Consider the following 24654-nt stretch of genomic DNA (forward strand, 5'->3'; position numbering starts at 1 on the left):
GCATTGGATAATTATTACTTTTGCAGCACAAAAACAATTTCACTTTTATGAAAAAAGTACACAATTTTAGCGCAGGCCCGGGTATCCTTCCTGCCGAAGTTATTAAGCAATCGGCAGAGGCAGTTTTAAATTTCGATAATTTAGACTTGTCCATCTTAGAAATATCGCACCGCAGCAAAAATTTTATTGCAGTTATGGATGAAGCCATTGCACTGGTGAAAGATTTATTGAATTTACCAAGTGGCTATTCCGTAATTTTTATGGGAGGTGGCGCCAGTACACAATTTGCTATGGTTCCTTATAATTTGCTAAAAACCGGTGGTACTGCAGGATACCTCAACACAGGAGTGTGGGCAAGCAAAGCTATTAAAGAAGCTAAAATTATTGGAAACACAAAAGTAATTGCATCCTCCGAAGACAAAAATTTTAGCTACATCCCAAAAGGATATACTATTCCAAGTGATTTGGATTATTTGCATATTACTTCCAACAACACCATTTACGGAACGCAATTAAAAGAATTCCCAAAAAGCCCGGTGAGCTTGGTGTGCGACATGAGCAGCGATATTTTTTCGCGCCAAATTAATGCCACTGATTTTGATTTAATTTATGCAGGAGCTCAAAAAAACATGGGTCCTGCAGGTGCTACCATGATTGTGGTGAAAGATGAAATTCTTGGAAAAACCGGTAGAACCATGCTTTCGATGCTCGATTACCGCACCCACATTAAAGCCGAAAGCATGTACAATACGCCGCCCGTTTATCCCATTTATGTTTCGATGCTAACCTTACGTTGGTTAAAAAACAACGGTGGTGTGGCTTGGATCGAAAAAATAAATCAACAAAAGGCGGATTTGCTTTATGCTGAAATTGATCGCAACAGCTTATTTAAAGGCACTGTTGAAAAAGAAGATCGCTCCAATATGAATGTGAATTTTGTGTTAAGTAAACCTGAATTGGAAGCTGACTTTGACAAATTAAGCAAAGAAGCCAATCTGAGTGGATTAAAAGGGCATCGTGATGTAGGTGGTTACAGAGCTTCCTTATACAATGCACTTCCTTTGGAAAGTGTTGCCGTATTGGTGGACGTGATGAAAGCGTTCGAGCAGAAGTTTGCCTAAAAAATAAACACATTGCCATCAAACCTATGTTTCCTATGATCCTATGTGTTTCAAAAATTGAACCACATAGGCACATAGGCACATAGTTCATAAAGAAAGGTTAGGCCTGCTCCTTACTTATAATCCTCAACAAGCAATTGCTGTTTGCAAAAGTCGTATTCGTGCTTTTGGTGATTAGAGCAAACAATCACTATTCGCTCACTTGTAAACTTTTGAATCAGTTCATTGTACCAATCAATACCTTTTTTATCCAAATTAGAAGTGGGTTCATCCAAAAACAAAATGGGTGTATCACTCAAAATTGCTAAAGCAAGGCGTACACGCTGTTTCATGCCGCTCGAAAAATATTTTAATTCTTTATCTTTCGATTTAACCAATCCTGTAAGTTCAATAATTGCAGGAATACTAAGCGATTTAAAAAAAGGCTTGAATTGCGCATGAAATTGCAGTATTTCAGTGAGGCTGTACTCTTCAATCAATTCCAAGTATGGGGAAGCAAAGCTGATGTATGGAAAAATTTTTTCAACAGGAAGGGTTTTATCATTTAGCTGATATTCAATTAAACCGGTAGATTGCACTTGATTACCGGCAATTAATTGCAACAGTGTTGATTTACCTGAACCATTCGAACCCAGTATTACGTAAGCTTCTCCGGCTTGAAAGGTATACGTTACATTTTTAAAAATCCAGTCGCGGTTGTAGCGCTTACCAACTTCACTGAGCGTTATTTTCATGATGAAGCTTAAGAAATTCCGCGGATGATCCCTTCTTTGGAGCCCCTAATAAATTTCAGAATTTGTTCCTTTTCTTTGGAGGAAGGAGCTTCCTGCTCGATGACTGCAAGCGCATTCGAAACATTTAATCCTTTCACATAAAGTGTGCGGTAGATGTCTTCGATTTGTAAAATAATTTCATTGCTGAAACCTCTTCTGCGCAAGCCAACTGAATTAACTCCTACATATTGCAAGGGTTCGCGCGCTGCCTTGGTAAAAGGAGGAACATTTTTACGCACGCCGGTGAGTCCCGAAATAAAAGCATGTGCACCAATGCGCACAAACTGCCCCACTCCTGTTCCACCTTCAATAATAACCCAATCTTCAATATCCACGTGCCCTGCAAGGTTCACACTATTTGCAATAATGATGTTATCGCCTAATATGCAATCGTGCGCAATGTGCACGTAAGCCATGAGCAAACAATTTTTACCAACAGCCGTTTTCATTTTATCCACGGTGCCTTTGTTGATGGTAACACATTCGCGTATCACAGTATTGTCGCCTATTTCAGCAGTTGTCGCTTCTCCGGCAAATTTTAAATCTTGCGGTATAGCCGAAATCACTGCGCCCGGAAAAATTTTACAATTTTTCCCAATACGTGCACCCGAAAAAATAGTCACATTGGGACCAATCCAAGTGTTGTCGCCAATTACCACATCTTCATCCACAAATGAAAATGGAGAAATGGTTACGTTAGCACCGATTTTAGCGTTGGGATGTATAAAATTTAATGTATTCATACGCTTGCTGCTACATTAATTTCTTTGGGTTGCTTGTCTTTAATCACTTGCGCCAACATTACCGCCTCACACACTTCTCTTCCGTTTACATAAGCCACCCCACGCATATTTACCAAACCGCGTCGGATAGGACTTTCGAGCGTTAATCTAAACACAACCGTATCGCCCGGCAATACTTTTTGCTTGAATTTAACCCCGTCAATTTTCATAAAATACGTACTGTAATATTCGGGATCCGGTACTTGTGAAAGCGCAAATATGCCTCCCACTTGCGCCATCGCTTCAAGCTGCAACACACCCGGAAAAACAGGATTTCCAGGAAAGTGGCCTTGAAAAAAGGGTTCGTTGAAACTGATATTTTTTACCCCCACAATACTGGAACTATCCATTTCCATAATCTTATCCACCATTAAAAATGGGTAGCGATGCGGAAGCATTTTGGTGATGTCGTTAATGTTGTAGAGGGCATCTTTGGTCAAGTCAAACTGCATGATTCTAGCCTTCTTCTTTGCCTTCTCTTCTTTGATGAGTTCCTTCACTTTCTTAGCAAAGGCAACATTTCCGGCGTGACCGGGACGAGCCGAAAGAATATGTGCTTTAAGTGGCATTCCGGCCAAAGCCATATCCCCAACAATATCTAACAGTTTATGACGGGCTGGCTCATTTTGATATTGTAGTTTTAAATTATTCAATACCCCCTTTCCAACAATTTTCATGCTTGGTTTATTGAATAAACGTGCCAATTCATCCAATTTTTCTTGCGAAACTTCTTGAGATACTATTACGATGGCGTTATTTAAATCGCCGCCTTTTGCTAAGCCATGTTTGAGCAACATTTCAAGCTCATGCAAAAAAACAAAGGTGCGGCACTTACTAATTTCTTCTTTGAATTCGCCAATGTGGTACATGCTGGCATGCTGTGTTCCTAGCACATCTGAATTATAATCTACCATCACCGTAAGGCGATACTCGGCCGAAGGAACCATTAACATTTCCACATGTTTTTCAGGATCTTCGTAAGTTAGCGTGCGGTCTACCACAAAATATTCGCGGATGGCATCCTGTTCCACAAAACCTGCTTTCTCAATGGCTTCCACAAAGGGTTTGGCACTGCCATCCATGATGGGCACTTCCGGTCCGTCGATTTCGATGTGTGCATTATCTATTTGCATCCCCACAAGGGCGGCTAGAATGTGTTCAACGGTACTAACTTTTACACCGTTTTTACCCAAGGTAGTTCCACGCGAAGTGTCCACTACTAAATCACAATCGGCTTCAATTACCGGTTTGCCCTCTACATCAATCCGCTGAAATTTATATCCATAATTTTCGTCTGCCGGATTTATGGTCATAGTGGCTGCGGCGCCGGTATGAAGACCTACGCCTGAAATGGTGATTGAATTTTTAAGGGTTCTTTTTTTCTCTGCCATTTTTTACAAATTCATTTTTAAAGCCTTAAATGTAAAGCTTATAAAATTATGAATCGCAAATATAAGGAAGTCTGTGAATTTTACTTTTGAATAAATAGGGGCAGCAAAGAAATAAGAAAAACTTAAGTAGGATATAGCTTATAAAATTTTTAGCTAGAAAGAAGGTTTAAGTTTCAATGCATTTAATTCTAAAAATGTTCCACCTACATAAGTATTCTTCATGCCGTGTTGAGAGAGGAAAACATGCGCATGTCTACAATCAGTACCTGAACCGCAGCAGAGCACCAATGGTTTTTGCATGGCATTTAATTCCTCAAGGCGGTCGGGAATTTCTTTTAAAGGGATGTTGATTGATTCAGGAATATGTCCTTTTGCGTAGTCTTCGGGATTGCGCACATCCACAATGGTGTGTTGCGGTGCTTTTAAAATTTCATTGAGTTCCATATTACCTGAATTTTAAAACAAGTTTATTAAAATATTTTTAATGTAAAATTATTTTTTCAAAATAAAACTCAACTTGCTGTAGTTAAATATTAAAATATTAACTATTGAATAGGTTGATAAAATTGAACGCGGAAGACGCGGATTATTATGATTGACGCGGATTTAATTTCAATAAATAAGAATCTCTGTGGCACCAAATCCATACTTGGCGTAAGATGCATCGTGGTATTTTAATTTGGGATAATTTTGGAGTGCTTTATACACTTCTGCCTTAAGGCGACCGGTGCCAATGCCATGAATAACGATAAGCTTCTTAAGGTGAAGCGCAATGGCTTCATCTAATTTTTGTGTAAAATGCCGCAATTGAATTTGCACAATTTCCGCATTGCTCATCCCACTAAAATTATCTACCAATTCTTCGATATGCAAATCAATCTCACTTTCTTCGATGCGGCTTTCTTGCAGTTTAATGGATTTAATTTTGAGTTTATCTTTTATTTCCAGTTTCGAATTTTCGAAATATTGGCGAAGCTCTTCTTCAGGAATGGTGAGCGGTGGCGCTATGCTATAAAGTTCGAACACGACTGCCCTGCCCTGCACAAACTGTGAGTTTTCATAGCTTTTTTCAATGAAGAGTTTATCTTGTCTTACTTTCAAAGCGGCTTGCACGGGAGCTTGCGTTTCATATTTATCCTTTTTAAAGAGCAACAATTGAAAACGAATTTCACGGCATTCATTTATTTTTTGGCGCTTTAAACGAAATAATTCAAGCGTGGAATTGGGCGTGGCTTCAGCATTTTTTTGCCATTTAAACTCACCTTCATCGGCAATAAAATAAGTAAAGAGCAGGTTAAATGAAGTTGTGTTTGACAAACTTACAATCAAATCACTATTGCTTACATTGCTCGAATCCATTGCTTCAAAGCAAATAAAAAGCTTATCTTTTTTACTTGGAATAAAAGTGATGTTGTGGGAATTTCCTTCAGATTTCTTTTCTGGCAAGACCGTACTTTCAACCACAACTGGCTTAGCACCGGCCACCGGAAACGAATCGGCCACCAAATCATTTACCTGCACCGGAATTTCAAATCCGCCTTCAATATCCACCAAGACCGTAGTGCTATTAATAATTTTTGAAATGCTTCCTTTTTCTTTCGAATTAAGGAAACGGACTTTATCGCCTATGGAATAATTCATGCTGTAAAAAAACGAAAAAAATGCTTTGGAATTAGGGTTAGTGAATAAAGAAAGTTATCTTAACTTTGGGAAAATACGCACCTTAAAATAATTTATTGGTTGAAAAAAAATATTCTCATACTTACCTTAACTTTTTTATGCTGTGTATCATTTTGCTCTGCGCAGCTAAGCTTTCAGAAAAAATATAGCGGAAGCAATGAATCAAGGGCATTATCGGTTGTGCAAACGAAAGATAATGGTTTTGTTTTTTGTGGCCTCATTTCTGGTGCGGGAACAGCGAATAATGGTATTTATTTGGTAAGCACCGACAGCCTTGGAGATACACTTTGGACAAAAATAATTGGTAGTGGAGTCTATAACTTTGGAAATTGTTTACAACAAACAAAGGATGGCGGATTTATTATCTTTGGCTTTATGGATCCGGGAGCGGTTTTGATTAAAACCGATTCATTGGGCGTTATAAATTGGGCTCGCTCCTATACCATTCCCAATAAACTTTTACAAGGTATGTCAGTAAGACAAACTCTGGATAGCGGCTATATTATGGTAGGTACTTCATACCCTCATCCCAGTTTAAATCAAGATGCTTTTTTAATACGTATCAATTCAGTTGGAGATACGTTATGGTCCAAAACAATTGGTAGTCCTTTGTCTGAATCCGGAGCTGCTGTAATTCAAACACACGATAGTGGATTTGCTGTTTTAGTGGATGTTTTTGGAGGCAATAGTTTTTTAATGAAATTTGGGTTGCAAGGGAATTTAATTTTTTCTAAACCATACCATGCAGCACACAGTTTAGACTTGCTTGAATTGCCGGATAGTAGTTTAATGATTGCAGGAAAAATTACCTACTTCTCAGGCTTTGATGGCTTGCTTTTTAAAACCAAACCAAATGGAGACACCATTTGGGCAAAAATATATTATGGTTCCGGTGAAGATGATTTTACCAACATTCATCAAACAAACGATGGAGGTTTTATACTTTGTGGTTCAAGAAATAATACCAATATAAATGGCACAGGAAACCGAGCATCCCTTGTAAAGACGAACGCTAGCGGCGATACACTTTGGACAAGAACCTATGGTAAACCGGGTAATAGCATTGGAGGATTTGGAATGTCTGTTCAACAAACTATGGATAAAGGATACATTTTAGCAGGTTATACTTATAATGATTCAACTTCGAATTATGAAATCAACTTATTGAAGACAGATTCGTTCGGAATTGCTGCTTGTAATCAAGGAAAATTAGCCACTCAAGTAACACAAATTTCAATCTACTCTCATAATGCTTCATTAGCTCTAAGTCCAAGCGGTATTAATGTATCAAACCCTGTATTAACGGTTTTCTCAGGAGGCAATCCACAAACTCTTTGCAGCACTTTAGGTTATTCTGATTTAGCCTCATCAAATAAAAATATTACATTATTTCCCAATCCTTCTGTTGGACATTTTAATATTGCTTTTCCAAACCTCATCGAAAATGGGAAACTAACAGTTTATGATCTAATTGGTAGAAGTTTTTTTGCAAGCAATATACTTCATGAATCTCAAAAAGAAATTCATATCAAAGGAATTTCTCCCGGAATTTATTTTGTGAAAGTGTTTGATGGGGAGCAAGAGCAGATTAAAAAGATTTGCATAGAATAAATAATAATGAAGTTAAATTTTTAGGATGATAAAAAATTGTTTAGCACTTTGCTTTGGATTGATATCCTATGTTAACATAAGCTTTGCTCAGGTTACGTTTCAGAAAATCTATGGTGGCCCAGAAAAGGATTTTACTTCTTCAGTCAGGCAAACACCTGATGGTGGATATATACTTGCTTGCAATACGCAGGGTACAACCAACACCAGCCCCAATATTTATCTTTTAAAGACAGATAACAATGGAATTATCCTTTGGTCGAAAACAATCGGGGGAACAGCTTATGAAAGCGCATCAGCAGTTGAGTCGACCTTTGATAAAGGCTTTATTATTTGGGGACAAAAATTCACACCTGTTGGAGCCCTTAGTGGGATTTGGTCGCTTCTATTAATAAAAGCTGATTCTATAGGGGGCATTCTTTGGACCAAAGAATTCAATTTTACTAACGGAGATGATGCAAATTCGATCAAGCAAACTAAGGATGGAGGATTCATTATTGCAGGAAGCGGAAATCACGGTAATATAGTTTATATCTTTAGGACTGATTCAATTGGAAATACATCCTGGGCAAAAAAATTTGATGGAGTGTCTAATGAAAGAGCTTCATCTGTGCAGGAAACAGCTGACGGAGGTTATATTATTTCAGGCTATACAAGGAGCTTTGGGGCAGGCGATGATGACTTCTATTTGATAAAAACAGACTCAACAGGAAATTTACTCTTCTCAAAAACATTTGGAGGAGCGGGCAGCGACATATCAAATTCGTCTTTGCAAACTGCTGATGGAGGATTCATTGTATTAGGAACGACAAATAGTTTTGCAAGTGGGACTATTGATGTGTATCTTGTAAAAACGGACTCAGCCGGAAATTTGATGTGGTCTAAAACATATGGCGGGCCAGGATCTGATTTTGGTTATAGAATCGAGCAGACCTCTGATGGAGGATTTGTTATTTCAGGACATACTAATAGCTTTGGAGCAGGCTCAAATGATGCTCTAATCATAAAAACCAATTCTACAGGAAGCTTACTCTGGTCAAAAACCTATGGCGGGTTGCAGTCTGATTATGGCCTATCTATTCTGCAGACAACTGATAAGGGTTTCATCCTGGGAGGAACCACTGAAAGTTTTGGTGCTGCTGGAGGAGATGATGTTTATTTAATAAAAACTGACTCATTAGGAAATTCCGGCTGCAACTTTACGGTCTCAGCATTTATTGAAGGAACACCCTTAACTGTAGTTACAATTCCATTAAATACTGAATCAGCACTAGTGGCGTATAGCGGGACTTCTTCTGTCCCTTCCATTAATGGTGGGTTTACTTCAACAATTCTTTGCATGACTTCCACAAAAGAGAAAGAGGTCACTACTGATCTTTTTAACATTTTCCCCAACCCCACTTCCGACAATTTCACCATTTCCTTCAACAAAAAAATAACAAAAGGATTTCTTCAAATCTTTAACCTACTAGGAAATAAGGTTTTTGAAGAAAATATTTTTGAGCAAAGTCAAAAAGAAATTCAGCTGAAAAGTATTTCTCCGGGGATCTATTTTGTGAAAGTGCTTGATGGGGAATATGAATATTGTAGTAAATTAATTTTGGAGTACGGGGAAAATTAATTTAATTGCAGTTAGGATGAAGATTTGAATTATGATGGAGTTTTTTCCACCCCCTGCCCCCGCCAGCGGGGGATATATGAAAAAGGGGTTCTGAATTTGAAATTCAGAACCCCTTTTATTTGAAATATCTACAAATTATGCGTTTTCTGCCACTTTTGGTGCAGCATCCATAATTTCTTTGCTAGCATTGCTGGCGTATTGTGCAAAGTTTTTCACGAAGGAAGCTGCTAAATTATTCGCTTTTGCATCGTAAGCATCTTTGTCTTTCCAGGTGTTGCGTGGATTTAAGATTTCTGCAGGAACTCCTGTAATGGCAGTTGGCATGGCTAAATTAAATACCGGTAAGGTTTCGAATTTTGCTTTGTCTAATTCTCCATTTAACGCTGCTGTAATTAATGAACGAGTGTATGATAGTTTAATTCGCTCCCCAACTCCATAAGCTCCACCGCTCCAACCGGTATTGATCATCCACACATTTACTTTTGAATCTTTTAATTTTTTACCTAATAACTCTGCGTATTTGGTTGGATGCAAAGGCAAGAATGCTTTTCCAAAACAAGCGGAGAAAGTAAGTGTTGGCTCGGTAATTCCTACCTCTGTTCCAGCCACTTTTGCCGTGTATCCGCTAATGAAATAGAACATGGCTTGACTAGCTGTTAACTTGCTAATTGGAGGCAACACGCCGAATGCATCGCAAGTAAGGAAGAAAATATTTTTTGGTGCTGCACCAACCGACGGAGAAACTGCATTCTCAATATAATTTATTGGATAAGCTACACGAGTATTTTCAGTTTTCGAAATGTTGGTATAATCAACTTGTGTGGTACCTTCGTAGAACTCAATGTTTTCAAGCAAAGAACCAAATTTAATGGCATTAAAAATTTCGGGCTCCTTTTCCTTTTTTAAGTCTACACATTTTGCATAGCAACCACCTTCGAAGTTAAACACGCTATTATCCGCCCAACCGTGCTCATCGTCCCCAATTAATGGGCGATTTGGATCGGCTGATAAGGTAGTTTTACCAGTGCCGGATAAGCCAAAGAAAATGGCAGTATCTCCATCCTTACCAATGTTTGCTGAGCAGTGCATACTCAACACATTTTTTTCGTGAGGCAAAACATAATTTAAAACGGAGAAAATACCTTTTTTAATTTCGCCGGTGTATCCTGTTCCACCAATAAGAATCATCTTTTTAGTAAAATTCAATACTGCAAAATTATGTTGGCGGGTGCCATCAATTTCGGGAACGGCTTTAAAATCAGGAGCACAAATAATTGTCCATTCAGGTTCGAAATTCATGATTTCTTCTTTCGTTGGACGAAGAAATAAATTGTTGGCAAATAAGTTAGACCAAGGAAATTCAGTAACTACACGAATGTTTAAACGGTGAGCAGGATCTGCGCAAGCATAAGCATCACGCACATACACTTCTCGCTCGGTTAAATAAGCACTGATGCGGTGAAATAAACGGTCAAATTTATCGGCATCAAATTTAATGTTGATATCGCCCCACCAAACGCTGTTTTCGGTTTTTTCGTCACACACTACAAATTTATCGCGAGGGGAACGGCCGGTAAATTCACCGGTATCCACAGCAAGTGCACCGCTATCAGCCAACACACCTTGTCCTAACACTATTGTTTCTTCCACTAATTCGGCAGGGGAAAGATTCCAGTACGCTGCCGACACATTTTTTAATCCGATTGAAGCTAAGGTTGCGTCCTTTGCTTTTGTTCCGTATTCGTTCATGACTTAGTTTTTAGTTTGTATCTTATAATTAAAACGGGCTGCAAATTTAATTATTATTTTCAATCCCTAATTTATCGTCGTTTTGGATGGCATTGTCCATTTTCATTCAGGTGTACAAGGTTCTTCTCGGTAAAAAGCTTTTTAGCTCCTGAAATAAACTTATCTCTTTGATTTCCGCTTAATTCTTCCAGCATAAAGCAATAGTCCACTTCTCCTTCGCGGCCCCAAGCATTCATTTCGTAAGCAAGACTCACTTGCTCACTTTTATTAAATGTTTCGATATACTGTTTAAAACTATTCATTGCAGCGCCATCGGTTCCTTCACCAATACTATAAAAGGATACGCTCAGGGCATAAACAATTTTAATTGGTTCTTCCACTTTAGGAGGTGCTTCAGCTTTCTTTTCATGCGCTTTTTGTTGAGCAGGGTCCGCATAGGTTACAAGTACCTCGGCTTCCTTTACTTCACTATTGGGTTTTACTTCTTCCACCACATCTGTTTTAGGATTTTTTTTGGTTGACTTGCAGGCCATTCCGCTTAAAGTAATGGCAAGAACTAAGGAGGTGTTAATTATTCTGTTCATTTTTGTGTTTTTTAATAAGGTACTAAAAGTACTGATTTAATACGGATAAATATACAATCCTTTACCTGAATAAAAAATATGATTTGTGTCTTCTATCCGACAAACCTTTTCATTGAAAGAAACGTACTTTGTAAAAAAAGGGAAAATGAAACTACGAATTGCGATTTTAGTCGGATGCTTTGCAAGCATTAACATTAGTCAAGCACAAAAAATTGTTTTATTGGAACAGTTCACCAATTCGGGTTGCTCAATATGTGCTACGCATGATTCTACCACATATAAATATGTTAAGAATAATCCTACCCAACTGATAGCAATATCCTACCACACCGCTTTCCCTTATTTTGATTCGATGTACCTTGAAAATATGGCCGAGTCTAATGCACGAACAGCTTTTTATGGAATTTCGTTTGTGCCCTACTCCATAATTGACGGTAACTTTTATCGCAACAGCACCCCTAATTTTAATTCTGTACTAAGTAGTACTGTTGGCAGCCGAGCCGCAATAAATCCAAATTACAACATTCAAGCTGTTTCTAACACTTATTCGGGAAACTTATTGCAGTGCAAAATCGCATTTCAATCTTTGTATGCATCTAATCATAACGATTCACTTCGCGCACACGTTGTGGTAATTGAAGAAGAAGTGCTTAAAAATTCCTATGCCGCATTACCCGGCAACAACACGCAAAACGTTTACAATTATGTAATGCGGAAAATGCTTCCGAATGCAGGCGGTTCGCATTTACTAAACCGCACAATTGGTGGGACAGATACGCTTAATTTATTTTGGAACATGCAACATATTAAAGATAAAAGTGAAGTAAGAGTTGTTGCTTTTGTGCAAAATGTAAACACACAAGAAATATACAATGCTTTACTAATGACTCCTATTGAATTAACTTCTATTGCAGAAACAGATAATAGGAAGTATGAAATTAAGCTCTATCCTAATCCTGCCAAAGAAATGGTTCACTTAAGCATATTATTTCCAATTAAAAATGCCCATTTGACGGTTATAAATGCGCTTGGTGAAGTTGTATATTCAAAAGAAAAAATAACTGAAAATGAACTAAGCATCTCAACAGACTCCTTTAAAAGTGGAATGTATTGTATTCAACTAAAAAGCAATGAACAATTGATTCAAAAGAAATTACTTGTTGAATAATACTGTATGAACCCATAGTATTAGTTGCAATGTCAGCCTTTTTGTAAAGCTTCCCAAAACTCTAATGCCCTTCGTGTGTGGGGAATAACGATGCTTCCTCCAACCATATTGGCAATGGCAAATACTTCAAATACTTCGGTCGTATCCACACCATTTTCATGGCATTTTTGTAAGTGATATTTAATACAGTCGTCGCAGCGCAAAACCATGGATGCCACCAAACCAAGCATTTCTTTTGTTTTTACAGACAGGGCGCCTGCTGCATAGGTATTGGTATCCAAATTAAACAAACGCTTCATTATTAAATTGTCGGAATCTAATATTTTAGCATTCATGCGCGACCTATACGCATTAAAATCTTCAACTTGTTTATCCATGATTAGCACTATATGTTACTGATTCGACAAAATCATTTTTTTAGTAACTGCTCCTTCGTTGGTTTTGAGGCAGTAATAATAAATACCGGCGGCCATGTTTTCGGCATCCATTAATACCTGATAGGATCCTACCGCTTTTGCTTCGTTTACCAGCGTTTTAACCAATGCTCCATAGGCGTTGTAAACACTTAAATTTACATTTCCCGCTTGAGCGATATCAAAATCGAAAATGGTTTGTTTAGTGAAAGGATTGGGTAAATTTTGATGCACAGTTGATTTTTGAATGTTTGAAACAGTGGGAATGTCAGTAGTATTGATGGCTATTTTGTATACTTTACCTTCATCATACGAAATAACATAAATATTATTTTGGCGGTCAACTCCGAATGCCGAAATGGTTTTTTGTTGCGCTGATGCTGACGGCCGATCAATAATAACAGCATTGGTAGTGGGGTTAATACCATCGTAATTTAATGCCCAAATGCGACCAGAAACATAATCTCCATAAATATACTTTCCATAAAGTGCCGGTAAGGTTGTTCCTCTATAAACATATCCACCTGTTACCGAGTAATTTGAACTGCCTTGTGGATACTCCCAAACAGGTTTTCGTTTGAGTGTAGTATCGCACACACTTGCACTATAGCAATGCATACCTTCCATTACATTCCAACCATAATTTAATCCACTTTCCAAAATATCCACTTCCTCGTAAGCATTTTGCCCTACATCCCCTGCCCACATTTTTCCACTCACCGAATCCAAGCTAAAGCGCCAAGTGTTGCGCATTCCATAAGTAAATATTTCTTGGCGGTAGCCGGATAAATTACCATAAAAAGGATTGTCCAATGGTATGGAATAATTTAAAGGAGCAGCAGCAGAATCCACATTAATTCTTAAAATTTTACCCAATAAAACAGTCTTATTTTGTCCATACCCTAGTGGATCACCACCTGAACCACCATCTCCAAAAGCGCAATACAAATAACCATCTAAGCCAAAATTTAAACAGCCGCCATTATGATTGCCATAGGGTTGTGATAAATTTAGTATCTCTAACTTACTGCTAAACAAGGCAGAATCAGGATTGTTAGTACTTACTTGAAAGCGTGAAATATAGGATTTAAGTGAACCACTTAAACTATTGGTATAGTTCACATAAAAGTAGCCATTAGTTGCATAATCAGGATGAAATGCAAGACCCAATAAACCGGTTTCGCCCGATGAACCGGATTGACTAACAATACTCGATAAATTCAAAAACAATTTTGCTGTGATTGGGGTACCGGCGGGATCAATAGAAAAAATTTTTCCATGCTTTTCCACCACAAACATGCGGCTACTGGAATCCGGAACGCTCTTTAATTCGATTGGATACAAAAAAGTGTAGGATAAACTCGGAAAAGCAGGCTGCAGCATATAGTTTTGAGCTGTAGCCATAAAATTTAACAGGGTAAAAAGTGCGAATAGCCGATAGTGATATTTCATAAGAATTAATAAGGGTTAATACTTGTTAGGGTGATTGGTGAGCCAAATATAACTTCAATAAAAACAGTACACAAATTGAAAAACATAATTTTACCCTCATTGTTTAATTGTTAATATTGCGCACTAAAATTTTATGCCCATTATGAAAAAAATAGCCTTCCTAATTATTTGCCCTCTATTTATTTGGATGAATAGTGCCCGGAGTCAATCACAGCTTAATTCTGCTGAAATATTATTGGGTATGAAAAAACTGAGTACTGTCGGTTCGGTGTTATATATTGCCGCACATCCTGATGATGAAAACACCCGCTTACTCTCCTATCTCGCAAAAGAAAAAAACCTTAGAACCGGCTATTTATCGATAACACGTGGAGATGGAGGGCAAAATTTAATTGGCAAAGAACAAAGTGAAGCATTGGGCTTGATAAGAACGCAGGAACTATTGGCTGCGCGAAGAGTGGATGGTGCGGAACAATTTTTCACCCATGCAAATGACTTTGGATATAGTAAAAATCCAGAAGAAACCTTTGGGTTTTGGAACAAGGACAGTATACTTGCAGATGTGGTGTGGGTGATTCGAAATTTTAAACCGGATGTGCTCATTTGCCGCTTTCCAACCACCGGAGAAGGGGGGCACGGCCACCATACTGCCTCGGCAATACTTGCATTGGAAGCTTTTGATGCTGCTGCAGATGCAAACCGTTTTCCGGAGCAGTTAAAATACACTCAGGTTTGGCAAGCTAAACGAGTATTTTGGAACACGTTTAATTTTGGGGGAACAAATACCACCGCCTCCAATCAGTTGCAAGTGGATGTGGGCGTTTTTAATCCGCTTACCGGAAAAAGTTATGGAGAAGTTGCTGCAGAAAGTCGCTCCAATCATAAGAGCCAAGGGTTTGGTTCCGCAAAATCAAGAGGTACTACTGTCGAATATTTTAAATTACTCAAAGGTGATTCAACTAAGTTAAGTTTATTTGATGGCATCGTGCAAGACTGGAATCGCTTTAAAGAAACAAGTAAAGTAAAAGCACAAGTTGAGAGTTGCATTGCAAATTTCAATGCGCTTAATCCCTCAAAATCAATCCCTGAGCTAATTTTAATTTATAGAGCTTTACAACAATTAGAAGATAAAAATGAACAAATCAGTTACTGGAAAAAAATAAAATTAAAAGAGACCGAAAATTTAATTTTATCGTGTTCGGGTTTATGGTGCGAAGCATTTGCTGCAGAATACAGTACTATACCAGGGAGTCAAGTAGACATAACAACGCAAGTAGTAAATCGCTCGGAATATCCTGTAAAGCTCACGCAAATTAGGTATTTTAATCAAAATGATACTTTATTAACGGTTAGCCCAAAACAAAATGAATTACTCAGTTATAAACACAAGGAAACACTTGCACCAAATACTAACTTTTCAACACCCTATTGGCTAACCGAACAGCACAGCATTGGTAGGTACGTGGTTAACAATCAACTCCTGATGGGTAAGGCAGAGAATGATGCGGCAGCAATTGTTTCATTTTATTTTGAATGGAAAGATTTTGTGCTAAAAGTAGTTCGACCTCTTGTGTATAAATCAACCGATCCGGTAAAAGGTGAAATATACCGGCCTTTCGAAATATTGCCGCCTGCAACAATAAACTTATCGGATAAGGTGTTTGCATTTGGAGATTTGTCGCCAAAAAAAATACAACTAAGCATCAAAGCTAATGCATCAAATGTTTCCGGAACTATTGAATTTAAAGTACCAGAAGGTTGGACTTTGGTTTTAGATCAAAAAGAATTTACTTTAAAGAATAAGGGTGAGGAAGCAATCGTTAATGCAAGTTTGGCCCCCTCCAAAGACAACAAAGAAGGAAAACTGGAACTAGCATTACTAATTAATAATTTGCGCTACAGTAAAAGTATCCGAAGAATCGATTACGACCATATTCCAAGTCAATTTATACTAACCAACGCTGAAGCTAAATTGGTGAATATTAACCTCAAAAAAACCGGCACTAAAATCGGCTACATTCCAGGTGCAGGAGATGAAGTTGCCGATTGTCTTAAACAAATTGGTTATGAAATAACAACGCTTACAGATGACTTACTACTAAGCGAAAATTTAGCTCAATTCACAGCTATTATAAGTGGTGTACGCGCATACAATACCAACGATAAACTCCAAAATTTGTATCCGCGTTTAATGGAATATATAAATCAAGGTGGAAACTTAATTGTTCAATACAATACAAATAACCGCATTGGTCCATTATTGGCTAAGATTGGCCCCTACCCTTTTACCATTTCACGTGATCGTGTAACCGATGAAACCGCAGAAGTACGATTTAGCTTGCCGGAACACAGTTGCTTGAATTTTCCGAATAAAATAACGGCTGCTGATTTTGAGAATTGGATACAAGAGCGAGGAATTTATTTTGCCACTGAAGTGGATAAAAATTACAGCAGTATTTTATCGATGAATGATCCAAACGAAAAAGCGCTTGACGGTAGCTTAATTATTGGTGCCTATGGAAAAGGAAATTTTGTGTATACCGGACTCGATTTTTTTCGCGAACTCCCTGCGGGTATACCCGGAGCGTATCGTTTACTTGTTAATTTAATAAGTTTGCCGCAGCAAGCAGTTAAAAAATAATTAAACTTTCGTGCTTTGAAAATCACTTTATTTTTAATTGGGAAAACAGAAGAAGGATTTGTGAAAACGGCGTGCGAACAGTATGAAAAACGCCTTAAGCATTACATTCCATTTGTAATTAATGTTATACCCGATGTTAAAAATGCAGGCAAGCTGGCACATCAGGAGCTAAAATTAAAAGAAGGCGAATTGCTGCTTAAACAACTTAACAATTCCGATTTTGTAGTGCTCTTAGATGACAAAGGCAAACAATTTTCATCCATCGAATATGCCGCTTATCTGCAGCTGCAGATGAATAGCGGATTAAAAAATCTATGCTTTGTGGTTGGCGGTGCTTTTGGGTTTAGCGATGAAGTGTATGCGCGTGCCAATTCAAAATTTTCGCTTTCCAAAATGACTTTTACCCATCAAATGATTCGTATGCTTTTTTTGGAGCAAAGCTATCGGGCATTAAGCATTTTGAAAGGAGAATCTTATCACCACGAGTAAGGTTCATAATAAGCTTACTGTTCAGTTCACAATAAGCAGAAATGTTAAATAGCGGACATTCTTTAGGCTAAGCCACTGATGCTTATCGGTATATCATTAGGAACTCTATTCAAAAAGTAGAAAGAGCTGCTTTCATTTTTATTTCCCATTCCTAATCGATATTTTTGTTGAAGTCAAATTAAAAATAATTCTATGAAAAAAATTACATTCATTCTTTCTTTGTTAACACTTTCATTCGGTGTTCAAAGTAAAGTTGTTCAAACACCTTTAGCGAATGCACATGGTGTACAAGCAGCAACACGTCAAGCCCAAAGTACCTTAGCTGCAGGCGACACCTTATTGCACATGCCATTATTAGGGTATTATGTTAATCCGGGCGATATTTCGGGTTTTTCGATAGTTACAGAGGATGGAGATGGTTTAACTCCTGCTGCAAATGCATTGCAAAATCCGGATTGGGCAATTTATTATTCAACAGCAGCTTCTGATCTTGATCCAAATCAAGGGGATGTGGATACTGCTTATTTTTTTGGGGTCAATTCTTGGTTTACTTCACCTGGACTAGCAGACAACTGGCTAATTTTAGGTCCTATCTCCTTACCACCGGGTGGAGGTGAGTTGAGTTGGAAGGTAAAAGAAACCGATCCTGATTTTATGGATGGATATGAAGTATTAGCCAATGTTAATGGTGGCGCTTCAGGCGATTTTACTTTACCCGCACTCTATTCTATTGGCGACAACGATCCGGCAAACGATACTGTTTGGATTACACACACTGTTACCTTAGATGCTGCCACTTATGGCGGACAAAAAGTGTATATCGCTTTTCATCACAATGCATTTGACATGAATGCACTCTTTTTGGATAATATTTTAGTTACCGAAAATGCTTCCACTGCACTTACAAATGATGAGTGTGCCGGTGCAACGGATATTAATGCTGCTTTTGGAGGTACAATAAATACAGTTCAAGCAATTGGTCCTTACGACAATACAAGCGCAAGTACTAGCGCATCAGACCCAACCGTAGGTTTTGAATGTTTTGGTGAGCCCGATGGTACCGGAACAGGTCCTGAATTAAATAATACCCTTTGGTTTACCTTTACCGGGGATGGCTCTACCTATTTAATCGAGAGCGGAACTTGCAATGGGGTTACCAACTATATCAGTGATGGTGACACTCAATTTGGATTGTATACAGGTAGCTGTGGTAACTTTACTGCCGTGGATTGCAATGAAGATGGTCCCAGTGCTACTGCAACCGAATATCCTGCGGGCTTAACTGTCGCAACCACCCCCGGAACTGTTTATTATTTAATGGTGGATGGCTTTAGCTTTCAAGGAACCGTTTCAATTGGTGAGTTTTGCTTGCTGGTTAAAAAACTCCAAGCTGTAACTTGTAATGATCCGCAAATTACAGCCGGTTCAGTAACACAAAATACAGGTAGTTTATGCTTTGGCGATACAGTTAGCTTAAGTTCTTCCGCACCTTTCGCTCCAAATGGAAGCGGCGTAAATGGATTTAGCTGGGTAGTTACCAACGCGGATATTTCTGGAACCCATAATCCATTAGACCCTGCAACATTTGTTGCTTCTTATGGTTTCTTAACTACCGCTCCAACAGTATCTAACCTAACTTTTATTAACGATACAACTTTCTTAACTCCGGGCACCTATTACTGGACACCGGTGGTTTTTGGAAATGCAGTTGATCCGGGAAGCGCGCAGTTTTTAAGTCAATTAACATTAGATACTTCTTGTGTGCATACTGGTACCTCCCTTCAGGTTATTTTATTGGCAGTAGGTGATACCTCTTGCAATCCTCCTGTTTTAGGTCCTGTGAATGACGAATGTGCCGGCGCTGTTGATATCAATGCTGCATTTGGTGGAACTTTGAATGTGGTTCAAGCAATTGGTCCATATGACAACACACTCGCTACAACTAGTGCTTTAGACCCAACACTCGGTTTTGAGTGCTTTGGTGAGCCTGATGGTACCGGAACAGGTCCTGAATTAAATAATACCCTTTGGTTTACCTTTACCGGTGATGGCTCTACCTATTTAATCGAGAGCGGAACTTGCAATGGGGTTACCAACTATATCAGTGATGGTGACACTCAATTTGGATTGTATACAGGTAGCTGTGGTAACTTTACTGCTGTGGATTGCAATGAAGATGGTCCCAGTGCTACTGCAACCGAATATCCTGCGGGCTTAACTGTCGCAACCACCCCGGAACTGTTTATTATTTAATGGTGGATGGCTTTAGCTTTCAAGGAACCGTTTCAATTGGTGAGTTTTGCTTGCTGGTTAAAAACTCCAAGCTGTAACTTGTAATGATCCGCAAATTACAGCCGGTTCAGTAACACAAAATACAGGTAGTTTATGCTTTGGCGATACAGTTAGCTTAAGTTCTTCCGCACCTTTCGCTCCAAATGGAAGCGGCGTAAATGGATTTAGCTGGGTTGTTACCAATGCGGATATTTCCGGAACCCATAATCCATTAGACCCTGCAACATTTGTTGCTTCTTATGGTTTCTTAACTACCGCTCCGACAGTATCTAACCTAACTTTTATTAACGATACAACTTTCTTAACTCCTGGCACCTATTACTGGACTCCGGTGGTTTTTGGAAATGCAGTTGATCCGGGAAGCGCGCAGTTTTTAAGTCAATTAACATTAGATACTTCTTGTGTACACACAGGTACTTCTCTACAAGTAATTTTGTTAGCTGCCGGAGATACCTCTTGTACTCCTCCTGTGTTAGGTCCTGTTAATGACGAATGTGCCGGCGCTGTTGATATCAATGCTGCATTTGGTGGAACTGTGAATGTGGTTCAAGCAATTGGTCCATATGACAACACACTCGCCACAACTAGTTCATTAGACCCTACACTCGGTTTTGAGTGCTTTGGTGAACCCGATGGAACCGGAACCGGACCTGAATTAAACAATACATTATGGTTTACTTTTACAGGTGATGGTGAAACCTATGCTGTTGAAAGTGGAACATGTAATGGGGTTATAAATTATATCAGCGATGGAGATACCCAATTTGGATTATATACAGGTTCTTGCGGGAACTTTACACCGGTTGCTTGTAATGAAGATGGACCTAGCGCAACAGCCACCACTTATCCTGCAGGTTTAACTATTGCCACTACCCAGGGAACAGTTTATTATTTGATGGTAGATGGATTTAGCTTTCAAGGAGCCATATCAACCGGCGAATTTTGCTTGTTGGTAAAAAAATTAACCAGTATTGGATGCAATGATCCATCGCTTACAGCAGGTAACGAATCTCAATCAAGCAGCAGCGTTTGTTTTGGTGATACGGTAAACTTTACAACAGATGCAGTTATTGCGCCGGTAGTAGGTGCGGTAAGTGGATTTAGCTGGGTAATTTCTAATGCCGATATTTCCGGAACACACAACCCATTAGATCCTGCAACTTTTGTTGCTTCTTATGGCTTCCTAACCTCAGCTCCTGCAATTTCATCTTTAGATTTTGTTAATGACACTACTTTCTTAAGCCCCGGAACCTACTATTGGACTCCGCTTGTTTTTGGTAATGCGGTTGATGCCAGCGGAACAGCGCAGTTTTTAAGTCAATTAACTTTAGATACTGCTTGTATACATACTGGTACATCACTTATGGTAACTCTGCTTGCACCGGGTGATACTTCTTGTATTCCTCCTGTACCGGGTCCGGTTAATGATGAATGCGTTGGCGCTATCGATATCAATGCTTCCTTTGGAGGTGCTTTAAATGTGGTGCAATCTTCTGGGCCATACGATAATACCTTAGCAACCACCAGTGCTTCTGAACCTACTACTGGCTTTGAATGTTTTGGCGAGCCAAATGGAAGTGGTTCTGCTCCCGAAATCAACAATACGCTTTGGTTTACCTTTACAGGGGATGGCGCAACGTATTTGGTTGAAAGCGGCACTTGTAACGGTGTTGTGAACTACATCAGCGATGGAGATACTCAATTTGGATTATATACCGGAGCCTGTGGAAGTTTATCACCTTTAGCTTGTAATGAAGATGGGCCAAGTGCAACAGCAACGGTTTATCCTGCCGGATTAACCATTGCAACTACCGCCGGAACTGTTTACTATTTGATGGTAGATGGATTTAATTTCCAAGGTGCCCTTTCACAAGGTGAATATTGTATATTGGTTAAAAAACTTTTTGGTGTTGGTATAGCTGAAACGATTTCAACAAATGCAGGACTAAGCGTATATCCTTCGCCTGCTACCGATAAAGTTAATATCCAATTTACTTCCGGTGCAAAAGGTAATACCGAATTAAAAATTACAGATATTACCGGTCGTGAAGTGCGCAAATCTGCAATTGTTTCTACTCCTGGTGCAAATACTATTTCTGTTGATGTGAAATCATTGGCAAATGGTGTGTATTGGGTTTCTGTAAATGATGATCAAGGAACACGCACTGTGAAATTTTTGAAAAAATAATTAAAGAATAAACTTACCCGAAAAGCTGCCTGATTTATTTCAGGCAGCTTTTTTTTTCTCCGATGCTATTGCTGGTTTACCCGATAAATTTTAATTCCTTCTTTTGCTGTAGTACATTTGAGAAAAATATACATGAGAGTTAAGGTCGGAAATATTTTAGTACATATATTAGCTTGGCTGGGAATTCTTTCATTGCCCTTTTTGCTCTCGCCTAAAGCCGATTTCGATCCACGACATAACATTTATCCTAAACCGGAAGTAGCTTATGATTGGGGGGTTACCGTTACATCGATTTTGGTAATGCTCTTTTTTTACTTCAATACTTATTTTTTAATCCCCAAAATTTATCTCCGAAAGAAGACAGCTCTCTACATTTTTTCCTTGCTGCTATGTGTGGTGATGGTTTGCTTTTTAAATATCTTGATTATGCACTTTGTGGATGGTTCCAAAATGGATTTTATAAAAACAATTCCACTAGCAATACCGCGCATATTCTTCATTTTTTTTATTGTAGTGATGATTTCATTTGCGCTAAAAATCAATTTTCAATGGCGCAAAACCGAGCAAGTAAAAGATCGCTTCGAGCGCGATAAGCTTAATGCGGAACTCTCCTATCTTAAAGCACAAATTAATCCTCATTTTTTATTTAATACTTTGAATAGTATTTACACTTTGTCTGTAAAAAAATCTGACGACACCCCAGACGCTATCATTAAACTTTCTAAACTGATGCGCTATGTAATCAGTGAAGCACATCAAGATTTTGTGCCCCTAAGCAAAGAAATCGCCTATATCGAAAGTTATATTGAACTCGAAAAAATTAGATTGTCAACCACCACAACCGTTGATTACAAATGCAGTGGCGATTTAACCGGATTAAAAATTGCACCTCTTATCCTCATTTCATTTATCGAAAATGCGTTTAAGTATGGGATTTCAGCCCAAGAAACTTCTTTTATCAGTATCCAAATTAAAGTGAGCGATACAAATTTTCATTTAAGTGTTAAAAACAAAATTGTGCGCCGACCGGCTAAAGTAACCGACAGCACTGGAATTGGAATAGAGAACAGCCGCACCCGTTTAAAAATGATTTATCCCGATAAATATTTTTTAGACCTGAAAGAAAGCGATGACACCTTTGAAACCGAACTTAAAATAGAATTAGCATGATTACTTGCATTGCCCTTGATGATGAGCCGCTAGCCTTGGATTTATTGCAAAATTTTGCAAGCAAAATTCCAAGTATCGATTTACAAAAAACCTTTACCGACCCCGAAGCCGCAGCAAAGCACTTGCGAAAATTTCCGGTCGACCTGCTATTTCTCGACATACAAATGCCGGATATTTCGGGGATAGATTTTTACAAATCGTTGGCACAAAATGTAATGGTGATTTTCACCACCGCACACAGCGAATATGCTGTGGAAGGATTTAATTTAAGTGCGGTTGATTATCTCTTAAAACCTTATGAATTCAGTCGTTTTGAGCAAGCCGTGCAACGCGCTCAGGAATATTTTAATTTTATGCATCAAAAAAGTTCCGAAAACAATAACTTCATTTATGTGAGAGCCGATTACAGCCTAATAAAAATCGATTGCAACGAAATCGAATACATTGAAGGACTTGACGATTACATAAAAATTTTTCTCACGGGTAAAAAACCTGTGCTCACTTTGATGAGTTTAAAAGGGATATTGGAAAAACTGCCGGCCAAAAATTTTGCACGTGTGCACCGTTCCTTTATTGTTCCCTTCGCAAAAATAAGTCACATCCGAAACAAAAAAATTCAGCTTACTTCGGCTGAGGTGCCTATTGGTGCTAGTCATGAAGAGGCTTTTATGAAGGCTTTTCAGTTGGGTGGTGGGAATTAGGATTAAGGATTAAGGAATTAGGAATTAGGAATTAGGATTGGGGAATTGGGATCGGGGATTTGGTTAAGGGTTTGATAATTTTTAAACACATAGGAACATAGGTTAGAATGCTATGTGTCTATGTGTTTATTTTTTTACCACCTAGAAACAGAGTTTTGAAGCAGTAGATTTTCTCGCTTATATTTTTTTTAAGATTTGGATTGTTTCTGATGGGTTGGGTGAGGAGAAAACGGTGTTGCCGGCTACTAGTACATCTGCTCCTACTTCTATTAATTGTTTGTAGTTAAGCAAATCTACTCCCCCATCAATTTCGATTTTGGCGCTGGAATTGGTGCGCGCAATCATTTCTTTTAGTTCAATTACTTTGGTGAAAGTGTTGCGGATAAATTTTTGTCCTCCAAAACCGGGGTTTACGCTCATCACACAAATCAAGTCGCAATCGGCAATAATATCTTCAAGCAAGGAAACGGATGTATGTGGATTTATGGCTACTCCGGCTTGCATGCCTAGGTTTTTGATTTCTTGTAAAGTGCGGTGTAAATGGATACAAGCCTCCAAATGAACTGTTAACACATCGGCACCGGCAGCTTTAAAATCTGCTAAATACTTTTCAGGATGCACAATCATTAAATGCACATCCAATGGTTTTTTAGCATGTTTTTTAATTGCTTTAATAACCGGAAAGCCTAACGAAATATTGGGGACAAACACACCATCCATAACATCCACATGAAACCAATCGGCGGCACTGGCATTAATCATTTCAACATCGCGCTGTAGGTTTGCAAAATCGGCTGATAGTATGGAGGGAGCTATTAAATGTGGCATGAG

The 24654-nt window shown here is 38.6% G+C and carries 21 protein-coding genes; 10 read left to right on the forward strand and 11 right to left on the reverse strand.

The window, feature by feature from the left end; translation table 11 throughout:
- Positions 1–47 precede the first annotated feature (47 nt).
- Positions 48–1121 carry a 3-phosphoserine/phosphohydroxythreonine transaminase gene (serC, locus tag IPP32_10330; GenBank protein ID MBL0048478.1) on the forward strand — a complete coding sequence of 358 codons (1074 nt, stop codon included), beginning with the start codon at positions 48–50 and terminating at the stop codon, positions 1119–1121.
- 113 nt (positions 1122–1234) lie between these two features.
- Here serC and IPP32_10335 read toward each other — a convergent pair whose 3' ends face one another.
- From IPP32_10335 to IPP32_10355, 5 genes are all read right to left on the reverse strand, one after another.
- On the reverse strand, positions 1235–1855 hold the full coding sequence (locus IPP32_10335; protein ID MBL0048479.1) for an ABC transporter ATP-binding protein: 621 nt from the start codon (positions 1853–1855) through the stop codon (positions 1235–1237).
- Positions 1856–1863: 8 nt separating this feature from the next.
- Positions 1864–2637: an acyl-ACP--UDP-N-acetylglucosamine O-acyltransferase gene (lpxA, locus tag IPP32_10340; protein ID MBL0048480.1), complete on the reverse strand. Its 774-nt coding sequence runs from the start codon at positions 2635–2637 to the stop codon at positions 1864–1866.
- Positions 2634–4067, reverse strand: a complete 1434-nt coding sequence (locus IPP32_10345; GenBank protein MBL0048481.1) for a bifunctional UDP-3-O-[3-hydroxymyristoyl] N-acetylglucosamine deacetylase/3-hydroxyacyl-ACP dehydratase — start codon at positions 4065–4067, stop codon at positions 2634–2636. Before IPP32_10345 ends, lpxA begins: the two co-directional genes overlap by 4 nt.
- Before the next feature lie 153 nt (positions 4068–4220).
- The gene (locus tag IPP32_10350) at positions 4221–4511 is read right to left on the reverse strand and encodes a rhodanese-like domain-containing protein (protein MBL0048482.1); all 291 of its coding nucleotides are present in this window, start codon (positions 4509–4511) and stop codon (positions 4221–4223) included.
- 168 nt (positions 4512–4679) lie between these two features.
- The gene (locus tag IPP32_10355) at positions 4680–5708 is read right to left on the reverse strand and encodes a DUF2027 domain-containing protein (protein MBL0048483.1); all 1029 of its coding nucleotides are present in this window, start codon (positions 5706–5708) and stop codon (positions 4680–4682) included.
- Positions 5709–5807: 99 nt separating this feature from the next.
- Between IPP32_10355 and IPP32_10360 the strand changes: the two genes are divergently transcribed.
- On the forward strand, positions 5808–7358 hold the full coding sequence (locus tag IPP32_10360; protein MBL0048484.1) for a T9SS type A sorting domain-containing protein: 1551 nt from the start codon (positions 5808–5810) through the stop codon (positions 7356–7358).
- A gap of 25 nt (positions 7359–7383) precedes the next feature.
- Positions 7384–8976, forward strand: a complete 1593-nt coding sequence (locus IPP32_10365; protein MBL0048485.1) for a T9SS type A sorting domain-containing protein — start codon at positions 7384–7386, stop codon at positions 8974–8976.
- A 135-nt stretch (positions 8977–9111) separates the two neighbouring features.
- Here IPP32_10365 and pckA read toward each other — a convergent pair whose 3' ends face one another.
- A complete protein-coding gene (gene pckA / locus IPP32_10370; protein ID MBL0048486.1) occupies positions 9112–10725 on the reverse strand; it encodes a phosphoenolpyruvate carboxykinase (ATP) in 1614 nt (537 codons plus the stop codon).
- A gap of 71 nt (positions 10726–10796) precedes the next feature.
- Entirely contained in the window at positions 10797–11309 is a 513-nt protein-coding gene (locus tag IPP32_10375; protein MBL0048487.1) for a hypothetical protein, read from the reverse strand.
- 145 nt (positions 11310–11454) lie between these two features.
- Between IPP32_10375 and IPP32_10380 the strand changes: the two genes are divergently transcribed.
- Positions 11455–12477 carry a T9SS type A sorting domain-containing protein gene (locus IPP32_10380; GenBank protein MBL0048488.1) on the forward strand — a complete coding sequence of 341 codons (1023 nt, stop codon included), beginning with the start codon at positions 11455–11457 and terminating at the stop codon, positions 12475–12477.
- A gap of 32 nt (positions 12478–12509) precedes the next feature.
- On the opposite strand, the gene IPP32_10385 is transcribed toward IPP32_10380, so the two are convergent.
- Complete coding sequence (locus IPP32_10385; protein ID MBL0048489.1) at positions 12510–12854, reverse strand: carboxymuconolactone decarboxylase family protein; 345 nt, start codon at positions 12852–12854, stop codon at positions 12510–12512.
- Between the two features lie 15 nt (positions 12855–12869).
- Positions 12870–14342 carry a PQQ-dependent sugar dehydrogenase gene (locus IPP32_10390; protein ID MBL0048490.1) on the reverse strand — a complete coding sequence of 491 codons (1473 nt, stop codon included), beginning with the start codon at positions 14340–14342 and terminating at the stop codon, positions 12870–12872.
- Between the two features lie 142 nt (positions 14343–14484).
- Between IPP32_10390 and IPP32_10395 the strand changes: the two genes are divergently transcribed.
- From IPP32_10395 to IPP32_10405, 3 genes are all read left to right on the forward strand, one after another.
- Positions 14485–16983 (forward strand): PIG-L family deacetylase, encoded by a 2499-nt coding sequence (locus tag IPP32_10395; protein MBL0048491.1) that lies wholly within the window; start codon positions 14485–14487, stop codon positions 16981–16983.
- A 15-nt stretch (positions 16984–16998) separates the two neighbouring features.
- The gene (rlmH, locus tag IPP32_10400; protein ID MBL0048492.1) at positions 16999–17472 is read left to right on the forward strand and encodes a 23S rRNA (pseudouridine(1915)-N(3))-methyltransferase RlmH; all 474 of its coding nucleotides are present in this window, start codon (positions 16999–17001) and stop codon (positions 17470–17472) included.
- Between the two features lie 192 nt (positions 17473–17664).
- On the forward strand, positions 17665–19725 hold the full coding sequence (locus IPP32_10405) for a choice-of-anchor J domain-containing protein (protein MBL0048493.1): 2061 nt from the start codon (positions 17665–17667) through the stop codon (positions 19723–19725).
- A gap of 57 nt (positions 19726–19782) precedes the next feature.
- On the opposite strand, the gene IPP32_10410 is transcribed toward IPP32_10405, so the two are convergent.
- On the reverse strand, positions 19783–19947 hold the full coding sequence (locus IPP32_10410; protein MBL0048494.1) for a hypothetical protein: 165 nt from the start codon (positions 19945–19947) through the stop codon (positions 19783–19785).
- 148 nt (positions 19948–20095) lie between these two features.
- Here IPP32_10410 and IPP32_10415 point away from each other — a divergent pair, with 148 nt between their 5' ends.
- From IPP32_10415 to IPP32_10425, 3 genes are all read left to right on the forward strand, one after another.
- Positions 20096–21952, forward strand: coding sequence for a T9SS type A sorting domain-containing protein (locus IPP32_10415; GenBank protein ID MBL0048495.1), 1857 nt, complete (start codon positions 20096–20098; stop codon positions 21950–21952).
- Positions 21953–22084: 132 nt separating this feature from the next.
- Complete coding sequence (locus IPP32_10420) at positions 22085–23122, forward strand: sensor histidine kinase (GenBank protein MBL0048496.1); 1038 nt, start codon at positions 22085–22087, stop codon at positions 23120–23122.
- On the forward strand, positions 23119–23823 hold the full coding sequence (locus IPP32_10425) for a response regulator transcription factor (protein MBL0048497.1): 705 nt from the start codon (positions 23119–23121) through the stop codon (positions 23821–23823). The genes IPP32_10420 and IPP32_10425 overlap by 4 nt, the downstream gene beginning before the upstream one ends.
- 177 nt (positions 23824–24000) lie before the next feature.
- On the opposite strand, the gene IPP32_10430 is transcribed toward IPP32_10425, so the two are convergent.
- Positions 24001–24651 (reverse strand): ribulose-phosphate 3-epimerase, encoded by a 651-nt coding sequence (locus tag IPP32_10430; GenBank protein MBL0048498.1) that lies wholly within the window; start codon positions 24649–24651, stop codon positions 24001–24003.
- Positions 24652–24654: the final 3 nt, after the last annotated feature.

It is taken from the genome of Bacteroidota bacterium, assembly GCA_016721765.1.
Lineage (GTDB): Bacteria > Bacteroidota > Bacteroidia > UBA4408 > UBA4408 > UBA4408.

Excerpts from the sequence above, each read along its gene's own strand:
- serC (MBL0048478.1), top strand. The coding sequence starts at position 48 with ATGAAAAAAGTACACAATTTTAGCGCAGGCCCGGGTATCCTTCCTGCC.
- IPP32_10335 (MBL0048479.1), bottom strand. The coding sequence starts at position 1,855 with ATGAAAATAACGCTCAGTGAAGTTGGTAAGCGCTACAACCGCGACTGG.
- lpxA (MBL0048480.1), bottom strand. The coding sequence starts at position 2,637 with ATGAATACATTAAATTTTATACATCCCAACGCTAAAATCGGTGCTAAC.
- IPP32_10345 (MBL0048481.1), bottom strand. The coding sequence starts at position 4,067 with ATGGCAGAGAAAAAAAGAACCCTTAAAAATTCAATCACCATTTCAGGC.
- IPP32_10350 (MBL0048482.1), bottom strand. The coding sequence starts at position 4,511 with ATGGAACTCAATGAAATTTTAAAAGCACCGCAACACACCATTGTGGAT.
- IPP32_10355 (MBL0048483.1), bottom strand. The coding sequence starts at position 5,708 with ATGAATTATTCCATAGGCGATAAAGTCCGTTTCCTTAATTCGAAAGAA.
- IPP32_10365 (MBL0048485.1), top strand. The coding sequence starts at position 7,384 with ATGATAAAAAATTGTTTAGCACTTTGCTTTGGATTGATATCCTATGTT.
- pckA (MBL0048486.1), bottom strand. The coding sequence starts at position 10,725 with ATGAACGAATACGGAACAAAAGCAAAGGACGCAACCTTAGCTTCAATC.
- IPP32_10375 (MBL0048487.1), bottom strand. The coding sequence starts at position 11,309 with ATGAACAGAATAATTAACACCTCCTTAGTTCTTGCCATTACTTTAAGC.
- IPP32_10380 (MBL0048488.1), top strand. The coding sequence starts at position 11,455 with ATGAAACTACGAATTGCGATTTTAGTCGGATGCTTTGCAAGCATTAAC.
- IPP32_10385 (MBL0048489.1), bottom strand. The coding sequence starts at position 12,854 with ATGGATAAACAAGTTGAAGATTTTAATGCGTATAGGTCGCGCATGAAT.
- IPP32_10390 (MBL0048490.1), bottom strand. The coding sequence starts at position 14,342 with ATGAAATATCACTATCGGCTATTCGCACTTTTTACCCTGTTAAATTTT.
- IPP32_10395 (MBL0048491.1), top strand. The coding sequence starts at position 14,485 with ATGAAAAAAATAGCCTTCCTAATTATTTGCCCTCTATTTATTTGGATG.
- IPP32_10405 (MBL0048493.1), top strand. The coding sequence starts at position 17,665 with ATGAAAAAAATTACATTCATTCTTTCTTTGTTAACACTTTCATTCGGT.
- IPP32_10420 (MBL0048496.1), top strand. The coding sequence starts at position 22,085 with ATGAGAGTTAAGGTCGGAAATATTTTAGTACATATATTAGCTTGGCTG.
- IPP32_10425 (MBL0048497.1), top strand. The coding sequence starts at position 23,119 with ATGATTACTTGCATTGCCCTTGATGATGAGCCGCTAGCCTTGGATTTA.
- IPP32_10430 (MBL0048498.1), bottom strand. The coding sequence starts at position 24,651 with ATGCCACATTTAATAGCTCCCTCCATACTATCAGCCGATTTTGCAAAC.